Genomic DNA, 4405 nt, shown 5'->3' with positions numbered 1-4405 from the left:
CGATCAGCCGTGTGCCGGGGCCGGCGTGCCGGACCGGCGGAAAGTCGGCAGGGCGTACGGCCAGCGCCAGCACCAAACGGCCGAGCGCGCTGTCAGCTCGCAGCACTGGACCCCCTCGGCTGCGACAGCGCCTCTTCGGCATCCGCGCCGGCCTGCCGGGCGGTGGGCAGCGGGGGCTCGGGCTGCTGACCCGCGCCCGCGCCGGTGATCGGGATCGCCTGGAAGAACTTCGCCACGACCAGCGGGGTGGTCACCCCCACGGCGAACGCGGCGGTCGCGTTCGGCAGCTGACCGGAGTTCCCCAGCGCCGCGGTGAGACCGAACCCGGCGAACAGCCGCAGCCCGATGGCCACCAGCATCACCGGCCGGTCGGCACGGGTGCGCCAGGGCCAGCGCCAGCGGCTGCGCGGACCCGTCGGACGCATCAGCGCCGAGAGGTTGAGCGCTTCGGCCACACTGCCGCCGAGCAGTCCCCACAGCGCGGGGTACAGGTCGATCACGCCCTCGATGGTAGCCATCGGTGACGCGAATAAAGCTATTTGTGACGGTGTGGTCGGAAATCGTACCGGTTCAGCACTCGATGATGTTCACCGCGAGCCCGCCCCGGGCCGTCTCCTTGTACTTCACGCTCATGTCGGCACCGGTGTCCTTCATGGTCTTGATGACCTTGTCCAGGGACACCTTGTGGGAGCCGTCGCCGCGCATCGCCATCTTCGCGGCCGTGACCGCCTTCACCGCGGCCATGCCGTTGCGCTCGATGCACGGGATCTGGACCAGGCCGCCGACCGGGTCGCAGGTCAGGCCCAGGTTGTGCTCCATGCCGATCTCGGCCGCGTTCTCCACCTGCTCCGGGGAGCCGCCGAGCACCTCGGCGAGCGCGCCCGCCGCCATGGAGCAGGCCGAGCCCACCTCGCCCTGGCAGCCGACCTCGGCGCCGGAGATGGAGGCGTTCTCCTTGAAGAGCATGCCGATCGCGCCGGCGGCGAGCAGGAAGCGCACCACGCCGTCCTCGTCCGCGCCCGGCACGAAGTTGATGTAGTAGTGCAGCACCGCCGGGATGATGCCGGCCGCGCCGTTGGTGGGGGCCGTCACCACCCGGCCGCCGGCCGCGTTCTCCTCGTTCACCGCCATGGCGTAGAGCGTGATCCACTCCATGGCGTGCGCCAGCGGGTCGCCCTCGGCGCGCAGCTGCCGGGCCGAGACGGCCGCGCGGCGGCGCACCTTCAGCCCGCCGGGCAGGATGCCCTCCCGGGACATGCCGCGCTGGACGCACTCGCGCATCACCCGCCAGATCTCCAGCAGGCCGGCGCGGATCTCCTCCTCGGTGCGCCACGCTCGCTCGTTCTCCAGCATCAGCGAGGAGATCGACAGGCCCGTCTCCTGCGTCAGGCGCAGCAGCTCGTCACCCGTGCGGAACGGGTACTTCAGGACCGTGTCGTCCAGCACGATCCGGTCCGCGCCCACCGCGTCCTCGTCCACCACGAAACCGCCGCCGACCGAGTAGTACGTCTTCGTCAGCACCTCGGCGCCCGAGGCGTCGTACGCCCACAGGGTCATGCCGTTCGCGTGGTACGGCAGCGCCTTGCGGCGGTGCAGGACCAGGTCGTCGTCGTAGGAGAACGGGATCTCGTGCGTGCCGAGCAGCGCGATACGGCCCGCCTGCCGTATCTTCTCCACCCGCTCGTCGGCCGTCTCCACGTCCACCGTGCGCGGCGAGGCGCCCTCCAGACCGAGCAGCACCGCCTTCGGGGTGCCGTGGCCGTGGCCGGTCGCGCCGAGCGAGCCGTACAGCTCGCAGCGCAGGGAGGCGACGGAGCCGAGCAGGTCCTCGTTGCGCAGCCGGCGGGCGAACATGCGCGCCGCGCGCATCGGGCCGACCGTGTGGGAGCTGGACGGGCCGATGCCGATCGAGAACAGGTCGAAGACCGAGATGGCCACGGAGGACTCCTCAATACGGGGGTGGTGCGAAAGGGGTGGTGCGGGGGCGCGGGCACCGCGCACGCCGGTACTCCCAGTGTGCGCGGTGCTCCGCGAAACGTGACTTACCTGCTCAGACCCGGGTACAGCGGGTGCTTGTCGGCGAGCGCCTTGACGCGCGCCTTGAGCGCCTCGGCGTCGTACGACGGCTTGAGCGTCTGCGCGATCACGTCCGCGACCTCGGCGAAGTCCTCGGCCGTGAAACCGCGCGTGGCCAGCGCCGGGGTGCCGATGCGCAGCCCCGAGGTGACCATCGGCGGCCGCGGGTCGTTCGGGACGGCGTTGCGGTTGACCGTGATGCCGACCTCGTGCAGCCGGTCCTCGGCCTGCTGCCCGTCCAGCTCGCTCTCGCGCAGGTCCACCAGGATCAGGTGCACGTCCGTGCCGCCGGACAGCACGTTCACCCCGGCCTCGCGCACATCGGCGGCGGTCAGCCGCTCGGCGAGGATGCGGGCACCCTCCACCGTACGGCGCTGGCGCTCCTTGAAGTCCTCGCCGGCCGCGACCTTGAAGGACACCGCCTTGGCCGCGATCACGTGCTCCAGCGGACCGCCCTGGAAGCCCGGGAAGACGGAGGAGTTCAGCTTCTTCGCGAACTCCTTCTTCGCGAGGATGATGCCGCCGCGCGGGCCGCCGAGCGTCTTGTGGGTCGTGGAGGTGACCACGTCGGCGTGCTCCACCGGGTTCGGGTGCAGCCCGGCGGCGACCAGGCCGGCGAAGTGCGCCATGTCGACCCACAGGTAGGCGCCGGTCTCGTCGGCGATCCGGCGGAACTCCGCGAAGTCCAGCTGCCGGGGGTACGCCGACCAGCCCGCGATGATCACCTTGGGGCGGTGCTCCTTGGCGAGCCGCTCCACCTCGGCCATGTCGACCAGGCCGGTCTCGGCGTCCACGTGGTAGGCGACCACGTCGAACTGCTTGCCGGAGAAGTTCAGCCGCATGCCGTGGGTCAGGTGGCCGCCGTGCGCCAGGTCCAGGCCGAGGATGGTGTCCCCGGGCTGGGCCAGCGCGAACAGGGCCGCCTGGTTGGCGGAGGCGCCGGAGTGGGGCTGCACATTGGCGTACTCGGCGCCGAACAGCTCCTTGACCCGGTCGATGGCGATCTGCTCGGCCACGTCGACGTGCTCGCAGCCGCCGTAGTAGCGGCGGCCCGGGTAGCCCTCGGCGTACTTGTTGGTGAGGACCGAACCCTGCGCCTCCATGACCGCGAGCGGCGCGAAGTTCTCGGAGGCGATCATCTCCAGCGTCGACTGCTGGCGGCTCAGCTCGGCGTCGACCGCGGCGGCGATCTCCGGGTCCAGCTCGTGCAGGGGCGTGTTCAGGACAGTCATGGGGTTACGACTCCTCAGCCGGCGGTGAAGGCGGTGTACTCGTCGGCGGAGAGCAGGTCGGCCGGCTCGTCCGTGACGCGCACCTTGAACAGCCAGCCGCCCTCGAAGGGGGCCGAGTTCACCAGCGACGGGTCGTTGACGACGTCCTCGTTGACCTCGGTGACCTGACCGGTGACCGGCGAGTACAGGTCGGAGACGGACTTCGTGGACTCCAGCTCGCCGCAGGGCTCGCCCGCGGTCACCGTGGAGCCGGCCTCGGGGAGCTGGACGAAGACGACATCGCCGAGCGCGTTGGCCGCGTGCTCCGTGATGCCGACCGTCGAGACGCCTTCCTCGGCGTCCGACAGCCACTCGTGCTCCTTGCTGTAGCGCAGCTGCTGGGGGTTGCTCATGGCCTGAATTCTCCTGTACGCGCGGGAGTGGTGGTGACGGGGGGACTAGGGAAACCGCTGGTGAGCGGGCGAATGTGCGCAGGGTCACGCGCCGCCCCGGGACCGGTGCCCCGGGCCGGCTCGGGCGCGCCCGGCGGCTACTTCTGGCGCTTGTAGAACGGCAGCGCCACGACCTGGTACGGCTCGTGGGTGCCCCGACCCAGTCCCAGAGCCAGTCCCCGAGCCCGTCGGGCAGCAGCTCGCCCACGGCCGGTGAGCTGCCGAAGACCGACGCCGCGAGCGGCTCGGTCCAGCTGTCCGGCGGCGCGGCCCCGGCCACGGACGTGCAGGGCGCGCAGGCGGCCGGCGGCACCTACGTGGGCGGCCTGAACACGGCGGGCGCGTCGGTGACCTGGACGGTCGACAACATCCCCGAGGCGGGGCCGTACACGATCTTCGCGCGCTACAGCGTGACCGGTGAGGACCAGTCGATGACGGTGTCCGTCAACGGCAAGGAGTTCGGCAGCAAGATCGGGTTCCGCAACTGGCGCCATGCCGCCGACGGCGACTTCGCCAAGGGCTGGACGCACTCCTATGTGTGGCCCACCCTCGACAAGGGCCGCAACACCATCTCGATCTCCTGCCAGCCCGGCGACAAGTGCAACGTCCTGCTGGACCAGATGTGGATCAAGAAGGGCCGCGTCACCAGCTAGGGCAGGGCCTAGG

5 protein-coding genes are annotated in these 4405 nt (G+C 70.9%); 1 reads left to right on the top strand and 4 read right to left on the bottom strand.

The window, feature by feature from the left end; translation table 11 throughout:
- Positions 1–92: 92 nt before the first annotated feature.
- The 4 genes from H5J33_RS25125 to gcvH all read right to left on the bottom strand — a co-directional run bounded on the left by H5J33_RS25125 (position 93) and on the right by gcvH (position 3700).
- Positions 93–518, bottom strand: coding sequence for a hypothetical protein (locus H5J33_RS25125; RefSeq protein ID WP_181797147.1), 426 nt, complete (start codon positions 516–518; stop codon positions 93–95).
- Positions 519–570: 52 nt separating this feature from the next.
- A complete protein-coding gene (locus tag H5J33_RS25120) occupies positions 571–1938 on the bottom strand; it encodes an L-serine ammonia-lyase (RefSeq protein ID WP_181797146.1) in 1368 nt (455 codons plus the stop codon).
- A gap of 104 nt (positions 1939–2042) precedes the next feature.
- Positions 2043–3308 carry a serine hydroxymethyltransferase gene (gene glyA, locus H5J33_RS25115; RefSeq protein WP_220212729.1) on the bottom strand — a complete coding sequence of 422 codons (1266 nt, stop codon included), beginning with the start codon at positions 3306–3308 and terminating at the stop codon, positions 2043–2045.
- A gap of 14 nt (positions 3309–3322) precedes the next feature.
- A complete protein-coding gene (gene gcvH, locus H5J33_RS25110; protein ID WP_181797145.1) occupies positions 3323–3700 on the bottom strand; it encodes a glycine cleavage system protein GcvH in 378 nt (125 codons plus the stop codon).
- A 185-nt stretch (positions 3701–3885) separates the two neighbouring features.
- Here gcvH and H5J33_RS25105 point away from each other — a divergent pair, with 185 nt between their 5' ends.
- On the top strand, positions 3886–4392 hold the full coding sequence (locus tag H5J33_RS25105) for a hypothetical protein (protein ID WP_181797149.1): 507 nt from the start codon (positions 3886–3888) through the stop codon (positions 4390–4392).
- The last annotated feature ends 13 nt before the right edge of the window (positions 4393–4405 follow it).

It is taken from the genome of Streptomyces sp. WELS2, from assembly GCF_013870595.1.
Taxonomy (GTDB): Bacteria; Actinomycetota; Actinomycetes; order Streptomycetales; family Streptomycetaceae; genus Streptomyces.
This window is presented reverse-complemented; position numbering and strand designations above follow the sequence as displayed.

Excerpts from the sequence above, each read along its gene's own strand:
- H5J33_RS25125 (WP_181797147.1), bottom strand. The coding sequence starts at position 518 with ATGGCTACCATCGAGGGCGTGATCGACCTGTACCCCGCGCTGTGGGGA.
- glyA (WP_220212729.1), bottom strand. The coding sequence starts at position 3,308 with ATGACTGTCCTGAACACGCCCCTGCACGAGCTGGACCCGGAGATCGCC.
- gcvH (WP_181797145.1), bottom strand. The coding sequence starts at position 3,700 with ATGAGCAACCCCCAGCAGCTGCGCTACAGCAAGGAGCACGAGTGGCTG.